Here is a 22,931-nt window from a genome sequence, read left to right as displayed (position 1 = left end):
GTATCGCCGAGCAGAATTAAAAAACAGGAATATATGTCACAAAAAGTTCGGGTGCGTTTTGCTCCAAGTCCAACAGGGCCTTTACATATAGGTGGTGTTCGTACCGCCCTATTCAATTATTTATTCGCCAAGAAACACGATGGCGATTTTCTTTTACGCATTGAAGATACAGACCAAAATAGATATGTTGAAGGTGCCGAAAAATATATTGTGGAAGCATTAGAGTGGTTAAATATTCCCTATGATGAAGGTCCAGGGAAAGAAGCTGACTGCGGTCCGTACCGCCAAAGCGAACGTAAAGATGTTTATAGTGCCTACGCCGATGCCTTGATTGAATCTGGTAATGCATACTACGCTTTTGACACTGCCGAAGAACTTGAAGCACACCGAAACGATCACGAAGCAAAGGGAAAAACCTTTATCTACAACTGGCACAACCGATTAAAGCTAAATAATTCATTAACTCTTTCTGCGGAAGAAGCACAACAAAAAATTGATGCTGGCGAAGAATATGTTATTCGTTTTAAATCTCCTGAAGATGAAACACTTCATTTAAATGACATAATCCGAGGTGAAATGCAGGTAGAAACCAACGTTCTAGACGATAAAGTCTTGTTTAAAAGCGATGGTATGCCAACCTATCACCTGGCGAATATTGTGGACGACCATTTAATGAAAATTACTCATGTTATCCGTGGTGAGGAATGGCTTCCGTCCTTGGCACTTCACGTTTTACTGTATCGTGCTTTTGGATGGACAGCACCAGAATTTGCACACCTACCCTTAATTTTAAAGCCTACTGGTAACGGAAAATTAAGCAAACGCGATGGTGATAAAATGGGTTTCCCAGTATTTCCGTTACAATGGAAAACTGCCGATGGCGATCTATTTTCAGGCTATCGCGAAGATGGCTATTTACCCGAAGCCGTAGTCAACATGTTGGCGTTCTTAGGCTGGAATCCGGGTACCGAACAAGAAATATTTAGTTTAGAGGAGCTTATTGCCACTTTTGAATTGGAACGCGTTCACAAAGCAGGAGCAAAATTTGATCCAGACAAAACAAAATGGTTTCAGCATCAATACTTACAAGAGCTTAGCGATGAAAAATTGACTCATAAATTTGAGCAACTTCTTCAGGCCAAGAATATTTCCACGGGAAATTTAGATCTAACCCAAATTGCCACGCTGTTAAAGGAGCGCGCAAGCTTTGTAAGCGATCTTTGGGACCAAGGCAGCTTCTTCTTTCAAGCCCCTGAAACCTATGACGCAAAAGCTTCAAAAAAGGCTTTTAAAGAAGCTACTCCTCAGTTACTGCAACAGGTTCTTGAGATTTTAGATAATTCGGAAGATTTTTCATCAAAAAACCTTTCTCAGCAGGTAAAAGGATGGATTACTTCGGAAAATATTGGCTTTGGAAAAGTAATGATGCCGCTGCGTTTGGCCTTAGTTGGCGAAATGAAGGGCCCAGATGTATTCGAAATAATTTCAATTTTAGGAAAAAATGAAAGCCTATCCCGCATAAAAAAGGCAATCCAATTTATGGACTAAGCCCTACGCATAAATATACAAAATAGAACAATAGCGTCCTAAACGTTCATAAGGTAACCATTGAAAGCCCTTGTTTAATGGGGCTTTAGAGATAATATGAAGCTTAGGGGGCTGTAATTGAGAATTCCTGTTTTTTGGCCTATCGAAAATTTATCGTAAAATTTGAAGTGAAGTTCCCGTAAAATTTTAGGCTGTTTNGCTGTTTGAGCCAACAAAGATAGTCATCAGAGTACTGGACTTAAAGGCGAGTTCCTAAAATTTAGGGGACGAACAAAAAATTTAGAGAAAATTTCGTAAGTCTAGATTTTTTTGGTTCGTTTTTTCATCAATGGAAAAAATGAACAGGTTAAATATTTAGGACAGGATTGAAAATAGAACATTTCTTTTAGGTCTTGGTCTAGCGATTAAACCTTATCAATTGCAGTTTAATTTACCGTACAGAAATAGGTTTATTTTCGTATCTTAAACCCTTATAAAATTTATAATAGTTATGGGAGGATTTCTTTTAATACCCGTGTTGGTAGTTGGTATTTTTATTCTACTGGCAAGTTTTTTTACGGTAAAACAACAAACAGCGGCCATTGTAGAGCGTTTCGGAAGATTTTTAAGTATAAGAAATTCTGGATTACAGCTAAAAATTCCTTTGATTGACAGAATTGCGGGAAGAGTTAATTTAAAGATTCAGCAATTAGACGTTATTGTTGAAACAAAGACCAAAGATGACGTTTTTGTTCGCTTAAAAATTTCGGTGCAGTTTCAAGTGCTTGCATTAAAGGTTTATGACGCTTTTTATAAGCTACAAAATCCGCACGATCAAATTACATCATACGTTTTTGACGTTGTACGTGCCGAAGTACCAAAAATGAAATTAGACGACGTTTTTGAACGAAAAGATGATATTGCCATTGCCGTTAAAGCAGAATTAAACGAAGCAATGAGCGAATACGGCTATGATATTATTAAAACCTTGGTTACCGATATTGATCCAGATGTACAGGTAAAAGCCGCAATGAACCGTATTAATGCCTCGGAAAGAGAAAAAGTAGCCGCTGAATATGAAGCAGAAGCCGAACGTATAAAAATTGTTGCTAAGGCTCGTGCCGAAGCGGAAAGCAAACGTTTACAAGGTCAAGGTATTGCAGACCAACGTCGTGAAATTGCACGTGGGCTTGAAGAAAGTGTTGATGTGCTAAACAATGTAGGCATCAACTCGCAGGAAGCATCTGCCCTTATTGTGGTTACTCAGCATTATGACACCCTTCAATCTATTGGCGAGGAAACCAATACTAACCTTATCCTGTTGCCAAATTCACCACAGGCGGGAAGTAATATGCTTAACGATATGATTGCTTCATTTGTTGCAAGCAATCAGATTGGGGAAGAAATGAAGAAACAAAATTTAGCCAAAGGTATTCTCCCAAAGAAAAAGCCTAAACGCGAAGCTCCGCCCCGTGAAGAAGAAGGTGACGATTTAAATTATTAATACAAAAGGCCGCTAAAAATTTTAGCGGCCTTTCTATATTGGTAAACAGATAGAATTTCAACTGTTAATACTTCTCATTTTTTACTGTTTTAATACCTATAATCTTATCTACTACCTTTAAAACAAAAGCTTTTTTCACAATTGCTCCTACCGTATTCGCAATCAAATTCATAGGAGAAAAGGTTTCGTTCATAGTTTCTTTGCTTCTTGTAACCCCAAGTTTCATTTCTTCAAGGTTAATTTGCGATTTTAAACGTAGGTATTTTAAATCTCGATCTATCTCATCAAATGAACTGTATTGTTTCATAATGTATTAATTTCAATATTTACGAGGTGGTTATACTTACTTTTTAATCACTTTTCTAAATTCCTCAACCTCTTTTTCTGCAACGTCTTTAGGTTCGTCATCATCCTCATCAAACAAAAATTTTGAGAATTTGCGTAACATACCTCGCTCTATCAGTTTCTTACCGAAAACATACATAAAAATTAAGAGGATACCATAGAAGGCACCTACAAGAAAGAACCCAACGTAGCTGTGCTCAAAATATGTACCTAGCCAAAAGGCAGCACCAACAGATAAAAAGAGCATAACAAACAAAGAGAGACTTCCAAAGACCAAAAGGTTTACCAAGGATATAGATCCTTTCATGGCAGATTTAAACAAGCGAAGCCTGTAATATTCGGCTGTACTTATACCATAATCTTCAAATCTATCTACTATTTGTTGCAGGCTATCTGTTAGGTTTTTAAACATATTACGAAGTTACCTTTTTGGCGGTTGCTTTCGTTTTGTCAATTTCGGCTTCTCTGTGAAGTTTCGCATTTTGTTTACGTAGCGACTCCAATTTGTCTTCCATAGCCACTAAAATATCATCGGCTTTATAACTTGCTGAAGATAAAGTATCATTCAATTTTTGTTCAAAACTATAGCGTGCCTTTTCAGCTTTTTCGTTTAGGTTACTACTTGTTTTTTTAATTTGTTTGTTTAATTTTTTCTTAGCTTTTTTGCTTTCCTTGTTCAATTTTTCTCGCGTTTCAGAACCTTTATCAGGTGCGTATAAAATTCCAATTCCTGCTCCAATTGCCGCTCCAGTTAATAAAGCTAATAGTGTTTGTCCTGTGTTTGATGCCATTGTATTATTTTTTATTGGTTAATAAATCCAAAGATATGCAAGTATAGTTTTTAGCTCTGTTAATAACCGGTTAATAGTTAATTTTCAATATATAAACTTATCCTAAAAAACCAAAATTTTAGTGATTTTATCTTAAAAAAAGATATATAATTTTATTGAAATGTTAATTATGAATCTAATTTTCCCCAAGAATCGCGTAAGGGAACCGTTCTGTTAAATATTATATTATCAGGCGTTGCATCATAATCTACAACGAAATATCCCAACCGCTGAAATTGGAATTTATCTCCTGGTTTAGTACTCTTCACACTAGGTTCGGCATAACCCGTAATCGTATTCAAAGATTCTGGATTTATAAATTCCATAAAATCCTTGTCTTTATGGCCATCTGGTGAAGCTTCCGTAAACAAACGGTCGTATAGCCTTACTTCAACAGGAAGGGCTTCAGCTTTAGAAACCCAATGCAGCGTTCCTTTTACCTTGCGTAAGGAGGCTTCAGAACCACTTCCACTTTTACTATCTGGATCATACGTACAATGAATTTCCGTAATGTTACCATCGGCATCCTTTACAACACTTTCACCCTTAATAATATATCCGTTTTTAAGACGAACTTCCTTTCCAATAGTCAATCTAAAGAATTTTCTGTTCGCCGATTCCTTAAAATCATTTCTTTCAATAAGTAGTTCTCTTGAAAATGGAACCTCTCTGCTTCCTGCACTTTCGTCTTCCTGGTTGTTTTCGGCCTCCAGCATTTCGGTTTTTCCTTCGGGATAATTGTCAATTATCAATTTTACCGGATCCAGAACGACCATGATTCTAGGGGCCTTTTTGTTTAAATCTTCCCGAACATTAAACTCTAAATGTGAAACGTCAATAATATTATCACGTTTACCAACGCCAATGCTATCTACAAAGTTTTTAATAGATTCTGGTGTGTATCCTCTTCGGCGAAGGCCAGATATTGTAGGCATTCGCGGGTCGTCCCAACCATCTACCACCCCAGCGGCAACTAATTGTGCTAATTTTCTTTTACTCACGATAGTATGACTTAGGTTTCTACGGGCAAATTCGCGTTGTTTAGGGCGTAATTTATCAGGATCTACCACTTGGTCTAAAAACCAATCGTAAAGCTCTCTATGCGGTAAAAATTCAAGTGTACAGAAAGAATGAGACACTTGCTCTATATAATCACTCTCGCCATGAGTCCAATCGTACATGGGGAATATTTTCCAATCTGTGCCCGTACGGTGATGCGCTTTATTAATGGTTCTATACATTACCGGATCGCGCATTAACATGTTGGTAGATTCCATATCAATTTTAGCACGTAGCACATGTTCGCCCTCCTTGGTTTTGCCTAATTTCATTTTTTCAAACAAATCCAAATTTTCTTCAATAGAACGATTTCTATACGGACTCGGTTTTCCGGGGGTATTCGGCGTTCCTTTTTGTTCTGCTATTTCTTCTGAAGACTGCGAATCAACATAGGCTTTTCCGTCTTTAATCATTTCAACGGCCCAGTTATATAATTCCTGAAAATAATCTGAAGCATACCGTTCGTCTTCCCACTCATAGCCCAACCAGGTAATATCGCGTTTTATAGCATCAACAAATTCCTGCTCTTCCTTGGCGGGATTTGTATCGTCAAAACGAAGAAAAACTGGGGCATTATATTTTTCGCCTAAACCAAAATTTAAACATATGGACGAGGCATGCCCTAAATGAAGGTAACCATTGGGTTCTGGCGGAAACCGAAAACACAATTCTTCTTTTTTATACCCGTCTTTAAGATCGTCTTCAATTATGTGTTCAATAAAGTTAAGCGGTGCATCATTGCTCATATAGGCGTAGTTTAAATAATGTGAATTTTTTAAATGAACTGGATCATTTAAGAGCTACAAAGGTAACTAAATAACATAAAAAAGTATCTTTGCGGAAACTAATTACATGGGTACAATTCGATTAAAGAATATTAAGATTTATGCCTTTCACGGGTGTTTGAGAGAAGAAGGACAGATAGGTTCTGATTATTTAGTGAATTTAAAGGTGAAAGCTAACTTGAGTAAGGCTTCAAAAACCGATGAGCTTGCCGATACCGTAGATTATGTATTGCTGCAAAAAATTGTTAGGCAAGAGATGGCCGTACGCGCTAAATTACTGGAACATGTAGCAAAACGAATTATAGATTCTGTCTTAGAACAAGCCGAAATGGTAGCTGAAATACAAGTTTCGGTAGCTAAAAAAAATCCGCCTATTGGCGGCGATGTAGCTGAAGTAAGCGTAACCATGAATGGAAAAAGGTAATTTAATCAGTCGTGTCCGACTAAGATATAAGACCGCTGCGCTGGAAGACATAAGACGTAAGACTTGCTTTTTAATAGATTGAAAACTAGATAAAATTGATTAAACATACTTATTAATTGATAAATTTTGATGCTAAGTATAATAGCATGCTGTCATTAAATAAAAATATTCTAATTGCCTATTATCTTTGACTCAACAAATTTTCTCACTCTTTTAATCGGACACTACTGTAATTTAATGTATAATTATGCTTTTCTAGTTAATTTTTTTTACCTTTGCAAGCCTGTAAATAGGGCATCGTGGCCGAGTGGCTAGGCTCAGCTCTGCAAAAGCTGCTACAGCGGTTCGAGTCCGCTCGATGCCTCAACCAAAAACTGCAATCCAAAAGGTTGCAGTTTTTTTGTTAAAATACTCCGCTGGTTCGCGATTGTATCGCCCTTTTCAAACCCAACCAGAATAGCGAAACAAATATCTAAGATACCATCCAATGCCTCTGAATTCCTGGGTGCACGTGAGAGGAGCTATTTTGAAAGAAAGGCTAAAACGAAAACTATTGTGGATCTTCTAACGGCGGAATTGGTCTTTCAACAGATTGTTGTTTGCCAGGAATACGTTCAAGACCGGCCTCTACTCCTTTTGGAAAAATTCCCTGAATCAATAAAAGTACGCCAAAAGCCAATATTAAAATACTCACCCATTTTTTAGTTTTAAAGATAAACCGAGGCGTCATTTTATTCTTTAGTTTTTTTGCCAGAAGCATTTTTAAAAGATCGGTAGCAAAAAAAGTGGCCAAGACGGTAGTTATAAATAAAAGTACTCCATTTTCTGAAGTAGTTAAAGCATTAGCCATAATTAATACACCTATCCATCCTGCTAATACGCCAAAGTTTACAAAGTTTAAGAGAAAACCCTTTAAAAACAGGCCTCCTAAATTCTTTTTAACTTTTACAGCGTAGTGCTCCCTAACAATTTTAAAAACAGATTTATTGGTTCGGATGTACGAAATGATACCGTATGCCACAAGAATAACACCGCCAAAAATTAGCAATCCTGGATCGTGTTTTACTTGTTCAAGAATTCTATTGGTGCTAAAAAAAGCGATTAGAATAAAGACAATATCAGCAACTATTGCCCCAATATCAAAAAATATTGCTGCTTTAATTCCCTTGGTAATAGCGGTTTCAATGAGTGTAAAAAACACCGGACCAACGGCAAATGCCAGTAAAAAACCGTAGAAAGCTGCGTAGATTAAACCATCAAACATAGTTAGGTAAAAGTACGAAGTTTTTAAAGATAATAGCTTTCAGTGTCTGGGATTATAAAAATAAATAGGTTTTAGCCCAATTAGGTTGTAACCCAAAATCAAAACCTTGTAAGTCTTCCTTTCATTTCAGAATGGATATACCTTAATTGTTGTACCCAAGTAAAAAATTTAGTTTTAAACGATAATTTCACTTATTTGACTGTATATTTGATAGTATCAAATGATAGTATCACGAATGAATCCACCTTACGAAATAACATCAGGAATTTTAAAATTAATAACTTCAATCTCAGAGAAAATAGGAGAAGTAAATGCAAATTTATTAAACAAGCCTTCACCTAAATTGAGGAAACAGAATAGAATTAAAACTATTCATTCTTCCTTGAAAATAGAAGGAAATGCACTTACCGAAGAACAAGTGACAGCACTGTTGGAAAACAAAAAAGTTATCGGTCCAAAAAAAGATGTAATTGAGGTTTTAAATGCGATTAATATTTATGGAAATTTAGAAAAATACAATCCTTCTAACGAAAAATCATTTTTGAAAGCACATCATAATTTAATGGAAGGTCTGATTGAAAACCCTGGAAAATATAGAAATCAAAGCGTTGGAATTATTAAGGGTTCAAAAGTCGAGCATTTAGCACCACCATATGGGAATGTTTCTCACTTAATGAAAGACCTCTTTAAATATTTACAAAATTCAGATGAAATTCAACTTATTAAGAGTTGTGTTTTTCATTATGAAATGGAGTTTATACATCCATTTTTGGATGGAAACGGAAGAATGGGAAGATTGTGGCAAACACTTATTTTAATAGAAAAATATCCCATATTTGAGTTTTTACCTTTTGAGACTTTAATAAGTAATGACCAAGGCAACTATTATCAAGCTTTGGCAGAAAGTGATAAATCAGGAAAATCAACAAAATTTATTGAATATATGCTAGGTATAATTGATATTTCAATAAGTGAGTTACTAAATTTCAATAATAGAACATTAAATGAAAAAGATAGATTAGATTATTATGTTTCCTTAAATAAAACTGAATTTACGCGAAAGGATTATATGAATGTATTTAAAGACATTTCTTCTGCAACTGCAAGTAGAGATTTAAAAAAAGGTACCGAATTAAATCTATTTGAAAAAATAGGAGAAAAGAATAAGACGATTTATCGATTAAAATAATTGGGTAAAATACCCTTTAAAATTAATCCTAGTTGTCATCTACTTACGAATCCTAAAAATATTCTGGACTTGCAAATTTTCTACCTTCGTGCCAGTAGGCAGGTTCGGTTTTCATTTGCCAAGATGAGTGCTTGAAAAACGTAACTGATCATAGACAAATACGTTTGTAATAAAAGCTGATATACCTATTATTTAGACTTTACTTCATCCTTATGGCCAAGCATGGTAAAATCTAAGTGTTTCTTTACTAAATCGGCGTTTTTCACCTTTACGTAAACTTCATCGCCAAGCTGATAAGTGTTCTGTGAACGTTGGCCGATAACAGCAAATTCATCTCTGTCAAACACATAATGATCGTCTCTTAGATCTTGTAAACGAACCATTCCTTCACATTTGTTTGATATAATCTCTATATAAATTCCCCATTCGGTAACTCCAGAAATTACACCCAAAAACTCCTCATCTTGATGGTCCTGCATAAATTTAACCTGCATATATTTTATACTGTCCCGTTCGGCATTGGTAGCTAAACTTTCCATATCGCTACTATGACCACATTTTTCTTCATATTCCGCTACCTTGGCAGATTTTCCTTGCTCTAAATAATGTTGTAATAGCCGGTGGACCATTATATCAGGATACCTTCTAATTGGCGAAGTAAAGTGCGTATAATAATCAAATGAAAGTCCGTAATGACCAATATTTTGCGTGGTGTACATAGCCTTGCTCATACTGCGGATAGCCAGGGTATCTATTAAATTTTGTTCCTTTTTACCCTGAACATCCTTTAAAAGTTTGTTCATTGAAGTTGCAGTAGATTTACGGTCTTTGGTATTTAATTTATATCCAAAACGTTTGATTATATTTTCTAGCGCTGCAATTTTTTCATCGTCTGGTTCGTCGTGAACCCGATAGACAAAAGTCTTTTTTGGATCCTGTTTACCAATAAATTCAGCTACTTTTCTATTCGCCAAAAGCATAAATTCTTCAATCAACTTATTGGCGTCCTTACTTTCCTTAAAATATACGCCTTCCGGATTATTATCCTCGTCCAGAATAAATTTTACTTCCACTTTATCAAAGGAAATTGCTCCAGCTCGCATTCGTTTCGTTCGTAATTTCTTTGCAATAGCATCCATTTTTAATATTGCCGCTGCAACTTCAGGTTTTACCGAGTATTTTTTATCGGTAATAGAGATTTTCTTCGGAATTTCAAGATTTAAAGATTCCTCTTTTGTATTAAAATTGGTCTCTAGAATATGCTGGGCTTCTTCGTATGCAAAACGTGCATCACTTAGCGTAACGGTTTTACCAAACCATTGTTTAATCACTTTTCCTTTTTGATCCATTTCAAACACTGCAGAAAACGTATATTTTTCTTCATTTGGTCGAAGCGAACAGGCATTATTAGATAAAATTTCAGGTAGCATTGGCACCACTCTATCCACTAAATAAACTGACGTTGCACGCTCATAGGCCTCATCATCAAGTTCATTTCCCGGAGTTACGTAATGCGAAACATCAGCAATATGAATTCCTATTTCTACATTGCCATTTTCCAATTGTTGAAAGGAAAGTGCATCGTCAAAGTCTTTCGCATCTTTAGGGTCTATTGTAAAAGTAAGCACGTCCCGCATATCGCGACGTTTCTTTATTTCGGAAGCTTTTATTGAAGTATCAATATTGTTTGCATACGCCTCAACTTCATTAGGAAACTCATACGGTAGCCCGTATTGTGCAAGTATGGAATGGATTTCGGTATTGTGCTCTCCTGGCATTCCCAAGACTTTTAATACCCGCCCAAATGGAGAATCAGCCTTTTCTGGCCAATCTTCCATAGAGACTAGAACTTTTTCTCCGTTTTTAGCACCGTTAATTTTGTTTTTCGGTACAAAAATATCGGTGTACATTTTATAATCGGTAATATCTACAAATGCAAAATTATCTTGAACGTCTATAGTACCCACAAATTCGGTACGTTTACGTTCTATAATTTTGGTGATTTCACCTTCAGACTGACCGCCCTTTTTGCGCTTAAAAACATAAACTTCAACAATATCGCCATTTAAGGCTTTGTTTAAATTTTTACTCTTTACATAGATGTCGTCCTCTAAATCGTCAACAATTATATAACCTTGGCCACGGCCTGCTATATCAACCTTTCCGGTATAGTAATTTTTAGAAGGCGTAAGTATATATTTACCACGGTCTATCTCTTGGATTTTACCTTTATCCTTGAGTTTTTTTAGCTTTTTTATTATTTGATTTCGGCTGCTCGTATCGTCCAATTGAAGTTTTGCAGCAATTTGTTTGTAGTTAAAAGATTTTGAATGGTCTTTCCGAAGAAGATTAAGTATGGTTTGGGAAAGATTTTGAATTTTATTGTTCTTTTTTCTTTTCTTTTTGTTTTTTGGCATAGTTTATTTTGTAATAAGCGTAAAAGTACTATTTCTAAAGCAATAGCATGTTTACATTGGCAAAGTTTTATTATCTTGTTATGGGTTAATGGCTTAGGAAGATATTGGTAATATCCATTTTTGGTTTTAAAGAAAACTTTTTAAGGCGAAACAATAGTTTAACTTAATATACAAAACAATGAAGCATTTTAAGACCATTGCAATATTTCAATATCCCGCAGAGTATGCTGTAATTAAACTCTTGTTTGATCAAGAAGAAATTAGATACGTTTTTTTAAACGAGGCAATGATTAGTGTTTTGCCTTTCTCTTCTAATGCCCTTGGCGGAATCAGACTACAAGTCCATCTTGAAGACATTGCAGCTGCCCAACGCATTATTAAAGATCTTGATTTTCCTTCTAATTTAAATATAGTTTAATTCTTGTGTACTACACCCTCCTTTTTTTTCCATTAAACTTTAAAATTATACTGTCTATAAAAATATTTAATGAATCAATTACCCGACTGATATTAGGTTCTTGACGCTTTTTTGTTAATTTACAACATACTATAGAATTAACAATCATGGTTTAATCAATTTCACCTAATTATCAATCTATTCAGAATCAAGTCTTACTTTTTAAGTCTCGTAGCGTAGCGTTCTAAATTCTAGACGAAAACGATTAATTCTAAAACAAGTTTTTATTGTTATCAACATATATAATATACATCATTTGTTTTTTTATAAATTTTAAAAGAAAAATGCTGATTATTATAGCTTGTTAATAGCTAGCATAACTTTTTGATGTTTTCTTTTGAATTCAATTTATTGCTAGTTAGTAATAGGTTATTAACACTGTATTAATATTTAAAATCCTTGACAATAAGGAGGTAACTGAAGTAATCAACAATTGTCAACAACCTATATTGACAAGTTGACTTTGACAAGTATTTTGTAAATTCATGTTGGTAACCACAAAATAATTGCTCATAATTGAACGGTAAGAAATGCTTACTTTATTTTGTTTTGAAATAATCTTAAACATATTGTAATTATTTTTTACATCTGCAATTTTATTTATTGTATTTCAATAAACAAATATCAACAGTTTTATCAACTAAAAGGGGATAGCCTGGTTAAGAAATTGTTACCATTTAATTTTAAGTAAAAATTTCAAATTTGTTAGTGTTATGCTATTAAAAACAAACGAAATATCCGTACACTTTAATTTTACGCATTATAAGCAAAGTCTAAAAATTCCTGGCTTCTAAATTATTATCTTTGAAAAAAGATAAGAAACTAAAAATACATTTCTTTTATATACAAAATCAATTGAAGAAGTAAACTAACAAACCATCTTCTTCTTTCTAACGCTTTAAAATATTTAATAAAGATGAAAATTTCTATTGGTAACGATCACGCAGGCACGGACTATAAATTTGAAATAGTCTCCTATTTAGAAAAAGAAGGCCACAGCATTATTAATCACGGTACAGATTCAGAATCTAGCGTTGATTACCCAGATTTTGTCCATCCTGTGGCAAATGATGTTGAAAACGGAACGGTAGATTTAGGTATCATAATTTGCGGAAGCGGAAATGGTGCCAACATGACTGCCAATAAACACCAAAAAGTGCGTTCTGCTCTCTGTTGGACTACAGAAATTACCGCCTTGGCACGACAACACAATGATGCCAACATTTTAAGCATTCCAGCACGATTTACCAGTAAACCACAAGCACTTGAAATGGTAAAAACCTTTTTAGCTACTGAATTTGAAGGGGGTCGCCATCAAAATCGAGTTCAGAAAATAGCTTGTTCATAACTTGTTAATACCCTTAATAACTACTTTTTTGGCATTATACCTTATAAAAATAAATACTACATTAATAATTAAATTGGTATAAAATGTCTCATAACCACGCAAAAGATCACGGCCATTCCCATCCAGATTTAAAAGGTAGAAAGTTACTGCTATCTATTTTTTTAAATGTACTTATTACCGTTGCCCAAATTATAGGAGGTATTATATCTGGGAGTCTGTCCTTACTTTCTGATGCACTACATAATTTTAGCGATGTACTTTCCCTTACAGTAAGTTATATTGCCGATAGATTATCAAAAAAAGATGCTTCGGTCACAAAAACCTTTGGGTATAAACGTGCCGAAATATTGGCCGCTTTTGTCAATGCTGCCACTTTGGTTGGGGTGGCTATTTATCTTATTTATGAAGCGGTGTTTCGCTTTTTGAATCCCCAGCCTATTGAAAGTGGCTTGGTTATCTGGCTTGCTATTTTAGGAATTGTGGCAAACGGGTTCAGCGTCTTGCTTCTTTTTAAGGATGCAAAGTCTAATATGAACATGCGCTCTGCATATTTACATTTGTTTACTGATATGGCCGCTTCCGTCGCTGTACTGATTGGTGGTTTATTGATGAAATATTATCAATGGTTTTGGGTAGATAGCCTATTGACGGTGCTAATTGCCATCTATTTATTGATTATGGGTTACGATTTATTAAAAAGTTCTTTTAAGGTGTTGATGCTTTTTACGCCCGATGATTTAAATCTGAAAAAAGTTAGCGAAGTTATTTGTAAATTTCCGGAGATAAAAAATGTGCACCACATGCATATCTGGCAACTAAACGAAGAGGAAACGCATTTAGAGGCACATCTTGATTTTTACGAAGATGTAAGCCTTTCTGAATTTGATGCAGTATTATTAAAGGTTGAAAAGGTACTTTATGATGATTTTGGAATCAACCACGTAACCATCCAGCCCGAACATCAAAAGGACGATCCAAAAGATATTATCGTTCAAGATTGATTTATAAAAACCTATGGAAATTAAAGTAAAGACCTTTGCTGAAGTAACTAAGAAGGAATTGTATGATTTACTGCAACTTAGAAGCGACGTTTTTGTAGTAGAACAAGACTGCGTTTATCAGGATATTGATGGTAAGGATGAACGTGCTTTGCATGTTCTGGGGGTTGAAGATGAAAAAATAGTGGCCTATGCCCGTTGTTTTGAATCTGGCGATTATTTTGACCATGCTGCTATTGGCAGAATTTTGGTGCGTGAAAATTACCGTAAACTGGGTTATGGCCATAAAATTACCGCAGCCTCTATAGATGCGATAAAAAGCAAATACAAAGCCGATACTATAAAAATATCGGCCCAGGTGTATTTAATTACTTTTTATGAAAGCCATGGTTTTAAAACCACGGGCAATCGGTATCTGGAAGATGGCATCCCCCATATTGCTATGGTTAGAGTTTAATAAGGTTTTTCTCCAGATTAAGTTCTTTAAGCATTTCATCCGTAAACTTATAATGCCCACGGCGGGTAATAATTTTAAAACGCTGATTTCTCATGCGGGTTATTGTATCTAAAAATTGCCATTTTGATTTTAGTAAACGCGGTTCTTCCGTTTTTAAACTAATTTCAAAATAATGTTTAATACCAGCACGATCGGCAACAATATCTGGTGTTATTACTACATCGCTATCTTTTTTATGATACGATTTTGGGATCTCATAACCTTCCACATCTGCCTTGATGTGTTCAAAGCCCCGGCTCTCTAAATAGGCTACGGATTCTTCTAGAATCTCTTTGTTTTCGTCTCTTTCTGATTTTACCATAACCGCTAAGCTACGAAAATATTGATTAATTATCGGTTAACAATATGTTAACTATTATCTTTTTTATCCGTAACGTATTAATATACTGCAAAATAGCGCTTTTTAAGTAATCTATTAAAACTTTTTATCTTGATTTAACAAATAGATGATGTTCTTTTTAAACAACGTAAATTTGAAGTGTAATTCTAAATAATTATGATAGTAAAAATCTTTAAAACAGGTGCTTATATACTTGCATTTATTTTCTTGAACCTTGTTCAAATTCAAGCTCAAACGGGATGCATGGATTCCCTAGCTATTAATTACGATTCCGAGGTTATTGAAAATGATGGCAGTTGTACTTACGAGCCGGTGCTTATTTCGCCCATAAATAGTTATGCTTTAGATTCTCTTTTATATGAAACTTCAGGACTTATTTATTGGGACAATAACCTATGGACTCATAATGATAATACCGATACAAACATTTATAAACTAGACCCCGCTAATGGTGCAATAGTAGATAGTCTTTCTTTACATTCTCAGGTAAATACGGATTGGGAGGAGATTTCGCAAGATGAAGATTATATTTATATAGGCGATTTTGGAAATAATGTAAATGGCAATAGAACCGATCTTAAGATAATTCGCATTAACAAATCTTCTATTTTAACAGGAACGCCCCAAATGGATTTTATAAATTTTGGGTATGAAGATCAAACCAATTTTACACCTAAAGGAACCAATAATACAGATTTTGATTGTGAGGCTTTTATTGTAACCAAAACAGCTATTTTTCTATTTACCAAGCAGTGGGTAAACAATGAAACGCGAATATATAAACTGCCTAAAACGCCAGGTACCTATAAAGCCGAATTGCAGGACACCTATGCTATTAATGGGCTGGTAACGGGTGCCGTTTATAATAAGGATAAAGGTGTTATTGCACTGAGCGGCTACAGTAATTTTATGCAAGCCTTTATTTTTCTTTTATACGATTTTAAGGAAACCGATTTCTTTGGCGCTAATAAACGGCGATTGGAAGTTAATTTACCATTTCATCAAGTAGAAGGTATTACTACAAATGATGGTTTTAATTATTTTCTAACAAACGAAAGGTTTGATACCGCAGGTACCATCCAACAATTGCATATTGTTGATCTTTCTATGTATGTAAAGAAATAATTCAATATAAGAATGAATATTTTATACATTTACCTTAAAATCTTCCTATATCTTCCAGAGTCATTTAATATAGACACGGCTTCCATAATTTCTGGATTGTGCTCAATATGATAGTTATACAAGCCTTCACGATAAAAATAGCGTTTTAATATTTCATCTTTTAATAAAGATTCAATCTCTACTTTTTTATCTATAATAGCCTTATCCTTAGCCTTATCAATAGCAGCTAACAATTGGTTGTAACTCGCAGTAATTTCTTTGCTCATTCCATCGTCTTCAGAAATTTTTAAACCTTCGGCAAACTTGCGTTCGGTTTCGGTTTCATATTCAAAATCGTTCTTTTTTAAGAAACTGATAAAATCCTGAAAATCGGTTTCTTCAAATTTAAAGTTTTCCCAAGTGTCCATTTTATGGCTGTAATAATATTTTGTGGCATAATCAAAAATGGCATTGTCCTTTAATAGCGCTGTGGTAATTGCACTATAAGCAGCCGATTCCAATTCAACGTCTGGCAATATTCCGCCGCCATCATATACGGTTCTGCCTCCCTTGGTCTTAAAGGCATTATATTCATTAAGGTCTCTGCGGATAGGATCGCCGTTTTCATCCCGATGCCAGTAATCTAACGCCTGGATACATCTTCCACTTGGGGTGTAATAGCGCGAAATGGTCACTTTTAACTGTGTTCCGTAGGTCAATTTTTTTGGACGCTGAACAAGACCTTTTCCAAAACTCCGTGCGCCAACAATCACAGCACGGTCTAAATCCTGAAGTCCTCCAGAAACAATTTCGCTGGCCGAAGCACTTCTACCATTGACCAATACCACCAACGGAATTTCGGTATCTACAGGTTGTTTCTTGGTTTTATAAACTTGATTGTATTTTTCAATAACCGATTTGGTAGTTGTAATCACCTGCCCTTTATCCACAAAAAGGTTTACTACACTAATAGCTTCATTGAGCAGTCCCCCGGGATTTCCACGTAAATCTAAAATTAGTTTTTTTGCACCCTGCGATTTAAGATCCATTAAGGCGGCTTTGGTCTCAAAAGTGGTTTTTTTATTAAAACGACTTAAAACAATATAGCCAATATCGTTGTTTAACAACTTGTAAAACGGCACTGCATTTAGTTCTACTGCGCCACGAGTGATGGTTGCCGTTTGTGTTTTTCCTTGGCGGAGATAGGTAACTTCCACTTTAGAGCCTGGGGTTCCCTTTAATAAATCGCCAGCTTGCTCTTCTAAATCGGCAATGCTAAGGTCTCCTATTTTTATAATCTCATCTCCGGCCTTTAACCCAGCTTTGTCTGCTGGATAATCCTTGTAAGGCTCAACAATTATAATTTTGTCCTTTTTACTTTTAGCTGTGGCACCAATACCGGTATAAACGCCTGAATTATTGATTCTGGCGTCTTCTACTTCCTGTTCGTTCCAATATACGGTGTAGGGGTCAAGATCTTCCAGCATGCCTTTAATGGCATTGTCCATGAGTTTAGCAGGCGTTACCTCGTCAACGTAATTCATGTTTAACTCCTTAAAAAGCGTGGTAAATATTTCTATTTGTTTCGCAATTTCAAAGAAATCACTTTTAAAGCTTACCGTTGTGAAAAATATACCTACGGCAAGGATGGGAATTAGAATTCTTTTTTTCATGATTCTGAAATTTTATGACTCCTGCAAGGTTTTAAGAACCTTGTAGGTATTTATAATTGTCTGTGGTCTATACCTACAAAGAGATTTTTTTATGAAGTTATTCGAAAAATCAATAACACCTTTTAGTATTGTCTAAACAGCCTTAAAGCGAAACCGATACAGCTGCTATTGCGTAAGGAAATTGCTTTTTTAGACCAACAAGACTTTATTGTTTGTTTTTTCTTTTCTTTCTTTTCTTCAGAAAGATACGAAGAAAAATTACGACAATACCTGCAAATAAAAATAATGGCCAAAGGTATAAAATACCCAAGAAAAATACCGAAACCCCATTCCAACCACCTTGCATGGCATTTTTCATTTTTTGCCCGTAAGACTGTGTAATGCCGGTTTCTGCCGTAGTTTTGTAGAACTCGATAGTAACGGTACTCATGGAAACCTGATTTTGAAGATATTGTAAACGGCCTTGTTTTGCTTCAATTTCCTCACGAATGTTTGAAAGTTCACGTTCAATCTGTAACATTTCCTTGACGTTGTTCGCTTTCTTTAGCAATTCAAGATAACGGTCTTCCAAAATTCGCTTTGCCTTTAACCGCGCATTTAGATCTACAAACTCTTCCGATACATCTTGTCGCGAAATATCACGTTGGTCAAAATAAGCAACACCTTCTGAAACACTATTGATAAAGGCTTGGAAGCTTTCGGTAGGAATACGAACAGTCAAATTTTTATAAACACGGCTGTAATCCTTACCGCTGTTATCGCTTTGTATCAGTCCTTTATATTGTGAGGCAAGCTGGATAATCTTTTTATAGGTAGCATCAATCTCCTCTGTTTCAAAAACCAATCGCGCGGTTTTTATTATTTTTTGTTTGGCTTTGGGAGGCGATGGTGGTGTAAGTTGCTGGGCAATTGGAATTTCCGCTTCTAAATAGTCATTACCAGCAGTGGCAGATTGGTTATAGGGCGTATCTATACCATTGTTAGAACAACCTAAAACGAATACTAAAAGTAAAGCGCTAAGTATTTTCATCTGTAGTGTGTTTTGGGTTTTAACGGAAGATGGGCTATTAAAACATGCTTAAAGTTAAGCTTTTGTATGGCTCGCTTCTGCTCTTAAATTTTTTAGCAGTTTTAGCATTGCTTTATCTAAAACGGCGTATTGTGGTTTTTTCTTTCCTAAATAAAGAAATAGCATCACAAATTTCTTGCCGTTAATTTCTTCAAGCACTCGTTTGTTACCTCTATATACTTCGCGAAGCTGCCGTTTTAAACGGTTTCTATCTACAGCCAGCTTAAAATTTCGCTTCGGGACTGCAAAGGCCGCACGGTTATTTTCCAGTGCATCCTCAGGAATAAAGAAGACTTTTATTGGGTATTTGGTATAAAACTTTCCTTCCGAAAACAAATTTCCTATTGTCTTGGCGCTTTTGAGTTTTTCGGATTTTGGAAATTTTTGGTTCACGCTGTAAATATATAAAAAGAATAACCCCAAAGACTTTAAAATCTTTGGGGCTTCTATTTATTTTGAATCACTGTTGTAGGCAGAAGGAATAAGGAAATAGTTATTAGGCAGCACTACAAATTACCACCAACCACTGCTTACTGACTCACTGAATTACTGAATTACTGAGTTACTGAATCACTCAGCTTCCCATAAATTATTCTCGGGGTTTATATCGGCCATTCGCTGTGTGGCGTCAATCATCATCGTCTTTACTTTTTTACCATTTTTAATTTCAAAGGAATAAGTAGGGTATGCCCACGGCCAGTCTTCTAAAATTGTTCGGTTTAGTTCGGTAAACGGATTTGGTTTTTCGCCCCATGTCATTCGTAGCGGGATATAAAACAATTCCTGAGTACCATCTTCATAGGTTACGTAAAGATCAATGGGCATTGGCATTGGCCCAATTCGTTCTAAGCTTACTTTTGTATGCTCGCCGTCGCTTTCCACGGTCTTAATGCCATAATCTATAGTGTTGGTCGTTTTAGTCCAATCGGTTAAATACCAATCCAGTTCAAACCCGGAAACTTTTTCGGCAGTACGTATAAAGTTATTTGGGGTTGGATGAGTAAATTTGAAATCGGAATAATATCGCTTCAAGGTTTTTGATAAGTTTTCTGGACCAATTACATATCCTAACTGTGCTAAAAATACAGCTCCTTTGCTATATGCATTTACTCCGTAACTTCTATTGGTAGCATATCTATCGGCATGTGTTGTTTGAGGTTCTTCCGCTCCATTTTTTACATTAGAAAAGTAGCTTCTATAAGATCCGGCATGTGGATTTGGTTTTTCCTGCTCCATAACGTAATTCATAGCTTCACTTGCAATATAAACGGTAAAACCTTCATCTAGCCATTCGTATTTGCTTTCGTTGGTAGCCAAAATAAATTGAAACCAAGAGTGGGCAAGTTCGTGTGCCGTAACGCCTACTAAACTTCCAAATTCCCGTTCACCAGTTATCATGGTACTCATAGCGTATTCCATACCGCCGTCACCACCTTGAATCACCGAATATTGATCATACGGATATGGGCCTACATTTTCATTAAAAAACTCCATTAAGGCTGCAGTTTTCGGTTGTAGGTTTTTCCAGTTTTCGGCTATTTCGGGGTTGTCTTTATATAAGAAGTGCAATTTCACACCATTTGGGCCATCGTAGGTATCGTGAATATAATTGTCATCTGCCGCCCAAGCAAAGTCATGTACGTCTGGCGCTAAAAAATGCCAAGTGTATTTTCCGTTTACCGGATGCATTGGTTTTTGCCCGGGGTGGGTGTATCCGTGCCCAACGGCTGCCGGGTTTTGTAAATAACCGGTTCCGCCTATGGTATAAGCTGCGTCTATGGTAATAGTAACGTCATAATTTCCCCAAACGCTGTAAAATTCGCGACCAATATAGGGGTTTGCATGCCAGCCTTCAAAATCATATTCCGCTATTTTAGGATACCATTGCGTCATGGTTAAAGCAACGCCACCAGCGCTATTTCTGCCTGATCGTCGAATCTGAACCGGTACTTGTGCATCCCAATCCATCTTAAAAGTAGTACTTTTTCCTGGCAGTATTGGCTTATTCAGCGTAACTTCCATTACAGTACCTTTAATTTTATAAGAAGCAGCTGCACCATCTTGGGTAAATACACTCGGTTTAATATACCCTATTTCCGAAGGCGATAATTTTGAAATTCTATCGCCCACGCGGCTATCGGGATCCTTGATGGTTCGCGAACGAACATCCATTTCGCTTCCCGGCTGAAACGCGTTAAAATAAAGATGGTAAAAAACTTTATTTAAGGTATCTGGGGAATTATTAGTGTATTTTAACTCTTGTTTTCCCTTGTATTGGTAGGTTTCAACATCCATTTGGATGTCCATTTTATAATCAACTTCCTGTTGCCAATAACTGGTGTTGTTTTGAGCAAAAGCTGAAACAAATACAGCTATAAAAAAGGAAGCACTTAAAAACTTCTTCATTATTTAGACATTTTATCTGCCATAATTAAGGCGTTGTACATATTAACCATTTTTCCTGAGCTTGAAATACTAGAAAATGGTGCTGTGTTTGTTGGGTCTCCATCTAACACTACATCCATATTTGTGGTAACACCACTATCCATAATAATCTGCTTTACTTGTGCAGCAGAAAGCTTAGGATAATAGGAACGAATCATTGCTGCAACTCCGGCAACCTCTGGCGCAGCCATTGATGTTCCTTGTAAAAATTCATAACCATCTAAAGGTGTAGTTGACCAAATTTTTACTCCAGGAGCAAAAACATCTACGTTGGTTTTTCCGTAATTTGAAAAGTTAGCAACCAGTTCGCTTCCATACTTGAAATTAAGCGCTCCAACAGTTAAAAATGAATCGGCCATTTCGGTGCCGTTATCAATTTGATCGTTAGGATATACATTTACGGTATCTAGATCTAAACCGTCGTTTCCGGCAGCATTTACAATTAAAACATCTTTTGAAGCTGCATATTTAATGGCATCATAAACCCAATCTGCATGCGGAGAATAGTATTTTCCGAAACTTGTGTTTAGCACTTTTGCACCATTATCTACAGCATAGCGAATTGCCAATGCAATATCTTTGTCGTACTCATCGCCATCTGGTACAGCACGAACAGACATAATTTCAACATTTCTTGCTACGCCGTCCATTCCAATGGCATTGCTGCGTTGGCCAGCTATTATTCCGGCAACGTGGGTTCCGTGTTTTATATTATCTCTTGTAGTATCAGGGCCCATTACGTTGTTATCGCCGTAAATATTATCTGCTAGATCTTCTGGATCATCACCTAAAACGCCACGGAAATCCTTCGTCATGCTGAAATTGTCTTCAAGCCTTCCTTCAAAATACTTAACGCCGCCTTCTACTTGCTCCAACATTTCTGGCATAGAACTAGAAAAATTGAACATTTGCGAAAGCATTGCAATTTGTTGCTTTTCTTCTGATGAAGGGTTTTCAATAGCTTGAAGATCTTTTTCGGTGTAATCTTCTTTACCTAGCTTTTTAGACATTGCTTTATGCGCTGGCTTTAACTGAGAAAGCATTTGCTCATAACGCGCCTTGTTATTGGTAATCTCAGCAAATTCCTTTTCATATTCGGCCTTGGCTTTTTGATAAATGGAAAAATCTGCTCGATCTGCAGCACTAATTGCCGACTCACTTTTTCCTTCAAACTTAGGTCCGAACTTTCTGATGTAACGAACATACTCCATGTTTTCACCAAGAATATCGCCAATAAAATTCCAACCGTAAACATCGTCAACATACCCGTTATTATCGTCGTCTATTCCGTTCCCGGCAATTTCTCCAGGGTTTTTCCATAGCACATTTACAAGGTCTTCGTGTTCAATATCTACCCCGCTGTCTATAACGCCAACAATTACGGTTTCACCTTTTCTGTTTTTTATAATTTCTCGGTATGCCCTATCAACGCTCATTCCAGGAACGGTATCTTGTACCAGATCCATAGCCGGCCAACGTTTCATTTCGGCATCGGTTAAAGGAACGTTTTTAATTGGGGTTGAATCAATGTTTTCAATTGGAGTGGCAATAATTGCGGCTCCAGTTCCGCAGCTTGCCATAACAGCAGACATTGCAACTGCGAAAAGTGTAATCTTTAAAATTCTCATTAGTTAAA

Annotated in this window: 21 protein-coding genes and 1 tRNA gene; 10 read left to right on the top strand and 12 right to left on the bottom strand. The window is 35.9% G+C overall.

The genetic code is table 11. The features are described from left to right. Window positions 1-33: 33 nt before the first annotated feature. Together gltX and QPK98_RS14985 are read left to right on the top strand one after the other, a co-directional pair. Window positions 34-1,548: a glutamate--tRNA ligase gene (gene gltX / locus QPK98_RS14990; RefSeq protein ID WP_310994278.1), complete on the top strand. Its 1,515-nt coding sequence runs from the start codon at window positions 34-36 to the stop codon at window positions 1,546-1,548. A gap of 490 nt (window positions 1,549-2,038) precedes the next feature. Next, window positions 2,039-3,031, top strand: coding sequence for an SPFH domain-containing protein (locus QPK98_RS14985; protein WP_310994277.1), 993 nt, complete (start codon window positions 2,039-2,041; stop codon window positions 3,029-3,031). A 64-nt stretch (window positions 3,032-3,095) separates the two neighbouring features. Here the strand turns inward: QPK98_RS14985 and QPK98_RS14980 are convergent, their stop codons facing one another. The 4 genes from QPK98_RS14980 to QPK98_RS14965 all read right to left on the bottom strand — a co-directional run bounded on the left by QPK98_RS14980 (window position 3,096) and on the right by QPK98_RS14965 (window position 6,011). Continuing rightward, window positions 3,096-3,338, bottom strand: a complete 243-nt coding sequence (locus QPK98_RS14980; RefSeq protein WP_310994276.1) for a DUF6327 family protein — start codon at window positions 3,336-3,338, stop codon at window positions 3,096-3,098. A 36-nt stretch (window positions 3,339-3,374) separates the two neighbouring features. After that, window positions 3,375-3,788 (bottom strand): phage holin family protein, encoded by a 414-nt coding sequence (locus QPK98_RS14975; RefSeq protein WP_310994275.1) that lies wholly within the window; start codon window positions 3,786-3,788, stop codon window positions 3,375-3,377. Window position 3,789: 1 nt separating this feature from the next. Next, window positions 3,790-4,167, bottom strand: coding sequence for a YtxH domain-containing protein (locus tag QPK98_RS14970; RefSeq protein WP_310994274.1), 378 nt, complete (start codon window positions 4,165-4,167; stop codon window positions 3,790-3,792). 167 nt (window positions 4,168-4,334) lie between these two features. Further along, window positions 4,335-6,011: a glutamine--tRNA ligase/YqeY domain fusion protein gene (locus QPK98_RS14965; RefSeq protein WP_310994273.1), complete on the bottom strand. Its 1,677-nt coding sequence runs from the start codon at window positions 6,009-6,011 to the stop codon at window positions 4,335-4,337. 106 nt (window positions 6,012-6,117) lie between these two features. Between QPK98_RS14965 and folB the strand changes: the two genes are divergently transcribed. Beyond that, a complete protein-coding gene (gene folB / locus QPK98_RS14960; protein WP_310994272.1) occupies window positions 6,118-6,474 on the top strand; it encodes a dihydroneopterin aldolase in 357 nt (118 codons plus the stop codon). A gap of 293 nt (window positions 6,475-6,767) precedes the next feature. Then, window positions 6,768-6,838 (top strand) — tRNA-Cys (locus tag QPK98_RS14955). 186 nt (window positions 6,839-7,024) lie between these two features. Here QPK98_RS14955 and QPK98_RS14950 read toward each other — a convergent pair. Continuing rightward, the gene (locus QPK98_RS14950; protein ID WP_310994271.1) at window positions 7,025-7,738 is read right to left on the bottom strand and encodes a LysE family translocator; all 714 of its coding nucleotides are present in this window, start codon (window positions 7,736-7,738) and stop codon (window positions 7,025-7,027) included. Between the two features lie 235 nt (window positions 7,739-7,973). Here QPK98_RS14950 and QPK98_RS14945 point away from each other — a divergent pair, with 235 nt between their 5' ends. Then, on the top strand, window positions 7,974-8,927 hold the full coding sequence (locus tag QPK98_RS14945) for a Fic family protein (RefSeq protein ID WP_310994270.1): 954 nt from the start codon (window positions 7,974-7,976) through the stop codon (window positions 8,925-8,927). A gap of 188 nt (window positions 8,928-9,115) precedes the next feature. On the opposite strand, the gene rnr is transcribed toward QPK98_RS14945, so the two are convergent. After that, a complete protein-coding gene (gene rnr / locus QPK98_RS14940) occupies window positions 9,116-11,344 on the bottom strand; it encodes a ribonuclease R (protein WP_310994269.1) in 2,229 nt (742 codons plus the stop codon). A 178-nt stretch (window positions 11,345-11,522) separates the two neighbouring features. Here rnr and QPK98_RS14935 point away from each other — a divergent pair, with 178 nt between their 5' ends. The 4 genes from QPK98_RS14935 (at window position 11,523) to QPK98_RS14920 (ending at window position 14,604) form a co-directional block, all read left to right on the top strand. Next, window positions 11,523-11,762, top strand: coding sequence for a DUF2007 domain-containing protein (locus QPK98_RS14935; RefSeq protein WP_310994268.1), 240 nt, complete (start codon window positions 11,523-11,525; stop codon window positions 11,760-11,762). A gap of 955 nt (window positions 11,763-12,717) precedes the next feature. Continuing rightward, window positions 12,718-13,149, top strand: a complete 432-nt coding sequence (rpiB, locus tag QPK98_RS14930; protein WP_310994267.1) for a ribose 5-phosphate isomerase B — start codon at window positions 12,718-12,720, stop codon at window positions 13,147-13,149. Window positions 13,150-13,232: 83 nt separating this feature from the next. Then, the gene (locus QPK98_RS14925) at window positions 13,233-14,150 is read left to right on the top strand and encodes a cation diffusion facilitator family transporter (RefSeq protein ID WP_310994266.1); all 918 of its coding nucleotides are present in this window, start codon (window positions 13,233-13,235) and stop codon (window positions 14,148-14,150) included. A gap of 13 nt (window positions 14,151-14,163) precedes the next feature. Beyond that, on the top strand, window positions 14,164-14,604 hold the full coding sequence (locus QPK98_RS14920; protein WP_310994265.1) for a GNAT family N-acetyltransferase: 441 nt from the start codon (window positions 14,164-14,166) through the stop codon (window positions 14,602-14,604). On the opposite strand, the gene QPK98_RS14915 is transcribed toward QPK98_RS14920, so the two are convergent. After that, a complete protein-coding gene (locus QPK98_RS14915) occupies window positions 14,594-14,965 on the bottom strand; it encodes a hypothetical protein (RefSeq protein WP_310994264.1) in 372 nt (123 codons plus the stop codon). The genes QPK98_RS14920 and QPK98_RS14915 overlap by 11 nt on opposite strands. A 195-nt stretch (window positions 14,966-15,160) precedes the next feature. On the opposite strand from QPK98_RS14915, the gene QPK98_RS14910 reads away from it, so the two are divergent. Beyond that, window positions 15,161-16,129 (top strand): T9SS C-terminal target domain-containing protein, encoded by a 969-nt coding sequence (locus QPK98_RS14910; protein WP_310994263.1) that lies wholly within the window; start codon window positions 15,161-15,163, stop codon window positions 16,127-16,129. A 29-nt stretch (window positions 16,130-16,158) separates the two neighbouring features. Here QPK98_RS14910 and QPK98_RS14905 read toward each other — a convergent pair whose 3' ends face one another. The 5 genes from QPK98_RS14905 to QPK98_RS14885 form a co-directional block, all read right to left on the bottom strand. Then, window positions 16,159-17,781 (bottom strand): S41 family peptidase, encoded by a 1,623-nt coding sequence (locus QPK98_RS14905; protein WP_310994262.1) that lies wholly within the window; start codon window positions 17,779-17,781, stop codon window positions 16,159-16,161. A gap of 205 nt (window positions 17,782-17,986) precedes the next feature. Then, on the bottom strand, window positions 17,987-18,811 hold the full coding sequence (locus QPK98_RS14900) for a DUF4349 domain-containing protein (RefSeq protein ID WP_310994261.1): 825 nt from the start codon (window positions 18,809-18,811) through the stop codon (window positions 17,987-17,989). A gap of 54 nt (window positions 18,812-18,865) precedes the next feature. Beyond that, the gene (gene rnpA, locus QPK98_RS14895) at window positions 18,866-19,243 is read right to left on the bottom strand and encodes a ribonuclease P protein component (RefSeq protein WP_310994260.1); all 378 of its coding nucleotides are present in this window, start codon (window positions 19,241-19,243) and stop codon (window positions 18,866-18,868) included. A 177-nt stretch (window positions 19,244-19,420) separates the two neighbouring features. Beyond that, window positions 19,421-21,256, bottom strand: a complete 1,836-nt coding sequence (locus tag QPK98_RS14890) for a M1 family metallopeptidase (protein WP_310994259.1) — start codon at window positions 21,254-21,256, stop codon at window positions 19,421-19,423. Continuing rightward, a complete protein-coding gene (locus QPK98_RS14885) occupies window positions 21,256-22,923 on the bottom strand; it encodes a S8 family peptidase (protein ID WP_310994258.1) in 1,668 nt (555 codons plus the stop codon). Before QPK98_RS14885 ends, QPK98_RS14890 begins: the two co-directional genes overlap by 1 nt. Window positions 22,924-22,931: the final 8 nt, after the last annotated feature.

Source organism: Aequorivita marina, assembly GCF_031631895.2.
GTDB lineage: Bacteria > Bacteroidota > Bacteroidia > Flavobacteriales > Flavobacteriaceae > Aequorivita > Aequorivita marina.
Note: the sequence above shows the minus strand (reverse complement) of the source record. Positions and strands in the feature narration are given on the sequence as shown.

What these genes read in the sequence shown, in the direction of transcription:
- gltX (WP_310994278.1), top strand. Translation starts at nt 34, where the DNA reads ATGTCACAAAAAGTTCGGGTGCGTTTTGCTCCAAGTCCAACAGGGCCT.
- QPK98_RS14985 (WP_310994277.1), top strand. Translation starts at nt 2,039, where the DNA reads ATGGGAGGATTTCTTTTAATACCCGTGTTGGTAGTTGGTATTTTTATT.
- QPK98_RS14980 (WP_310994276.1), bottom strand. Translation starts at nt 3,338, where the DNA reads ATGAAACAATACAGTTCATTTGATGAGATAGATCGAGATTTAAAATAC.
- QPK98_RS14975 (WP_310994275.1), bottom strand. Translation starts at nt 3,788, where the DNA reads ATGTTTAAAAACCTAACAGATAGCCTGCAACAAATAGTAGATAGATTT.
- QPK98_RS14970 (WP_310994274.1), bottom strand. Translation starts at nt 4,167, where the DNA reads ATGGCATCAAACACAGGACAAACACTATTAGCTTTATTAACTGGAGCG.
- QPK98_RS14965 (WP_310994273.1), bottom strand. Translation starts at nt 6,011, where the DNA reads ATGAGCAATGATGCACCGCTTAACTTTATTGAACACATAATTGAAGAC.
- folB (WP_310994272.1), top strand. Translation starts at nt 6,118, where the DNA reads ATGGGTACAATTCGATTAAAGAATATTAAGATTTATGCCTTTCACGGG.
- QPK98_RS14950 (WP_310994271.1), bottom strand. Translation starts at nt 7,738, where the DNA reads ATGTTTGATGGTTTAATCTACGCAGCTTTCTACGGTTTTTTACTGGCA.
- QPK98_RS14945 (WP_310994270.1), top strand. Translation starts at nt 7,974, where the DNA reads ATGAATCCACCTTACGAAATAACATCAGGAATTTTAAAATTAATAACT.
- rnr (WP_310994269.1), bottom strand. Translation starts at nt 11,344, where the DNA reads ATGCCAAAAAACAAAAAGAAAAGAAAAAAGAACAATAAAATTCAAAAT.
- QPK98_RS14935 (WP_310994268.1), top strand. Translation starts at nt 11,523, where the DNA reads ATGAAGCATTTTAAGACCATTGCAATATTTCAATATCCCGCAGAGTAT.
- rpiB (WP_310994267.1), top strand. Translation starts at nt 12,718, where the DNA reads ATGAAAATTTCTATTGGTAACGATCACGCAGGCACGGACTATAAATTT.
- QPK98_RS14925 (WP_310994266.1), top strand. Translation starts at nt 13,233, where the DNA reads ATGTCTCATAACCACGCAAAAGATCACGGCCATTCCCATCCAGATTTA.
- QPK98_RS14920 (WP_310994265.1), top strand. Translation starts at nt 14,164, where the DNA reads ATGGAAATTAAAGTAAAGACCTTTGCTGAAGTAACTAAGAAGGAATTG.
- QPK98_RS14915 (WP_310994264.1), bottom strand. Translation starts at nt 14,965, where the DNA reads ATGGTAAAATCAGAAAGAGACGAAAACAAAGAGATTCTAGAAGAATCC.
- QPK98_RS14910 (WP_310994263.1), top strand. Translation starts at nt 15,161, where the DNA reads ATGATAGTAAAAATCTTTAAAACAGGTGCTTATATACTTGCATTTATT.
- QPK98_RS14905 (WP_310994262.1), bottom strand. Translation starts at nt 17,781, where the DNA reads ATGAAAAAAAGAATTCTAATTCCCATCCTTGCCGTAGGTATATTTTTC.
- QPK98_RS14900 (WP_310994261.1), bottom strand. Translation starts at nt 18,811, where the DNA reads ATGAAAATACTTAGCGCTTTACTTTTAGTATTCGTTTTAGGTTGTTCT.
- QPK98_RS14890 (WP_310994259.1), bottom strand. Translation starts at nt 21,256, where the DNA reads ATGAAGAAGTTTTTAAGTGCTTCCTTTTTTATAGCTGTATTTGTTTCA.
- QPK98_RS14885 (WP_310994258.1), bottom strand. Translation starts at nt 22,923, where the DNA reads ATGAGAATTTTAAAGATTACACTTTTCGCAGTTGCAATGTCTGCTGTT.